Annotated in this window: 1 protein-coding gene; it reads right to left on the bottom strand. The window is 70.0% G+C overall.

Annotated features, from left to right (window positions below):
- Positions 1–293: beta-ketoacyl synthase N-terminal-like domain-containing protein (locus OQ789_RS25910; protein WP_324689293.1), on the bottom strand; the 293-nt coding region annotated here is incomplete at both ends.

Raw genomic sequence — 293 nt, 5'->3', positions numbered from 1 at the left:
CCATCCTGATTGACCGCCGAACCCCGCACCACCGCCAGCACCGGATGCCCCAACCGCCGCGCGTCCGACAGCCGCTCCACCACGAGCATGCCGCCGCCTTCGGAGAAGCCGGTGCCGTCGGCCGCGCCGGCGAAGGCCTTGCACCGGCCGTCCTCGGACAGTCCGCGCATGCGGCTGAATTCGACGAAGATGTCGGGTGTGGCGTTGACGGTGACACCGCCGGCCAGGGCCAGGTCGCACTCCCCCGAACGCAGCGACTGCACCGCCATATGCAAAGCCACCAACGACGACGA

Source organism: Mycobacterium sp. 94-17 (genome assembly GCF_035617725.1).
Classification (GTDB): domain Bacteria; phylum Actinomycetota; class Actinomycetes; order Mycobacteriales; family Mycobacteriaceae; genus Mycobacterium.
Note: the sequence above shows the minus strand (reverse complement) of the source record. Positions and strands in the feature narration are given on the sequence as shown.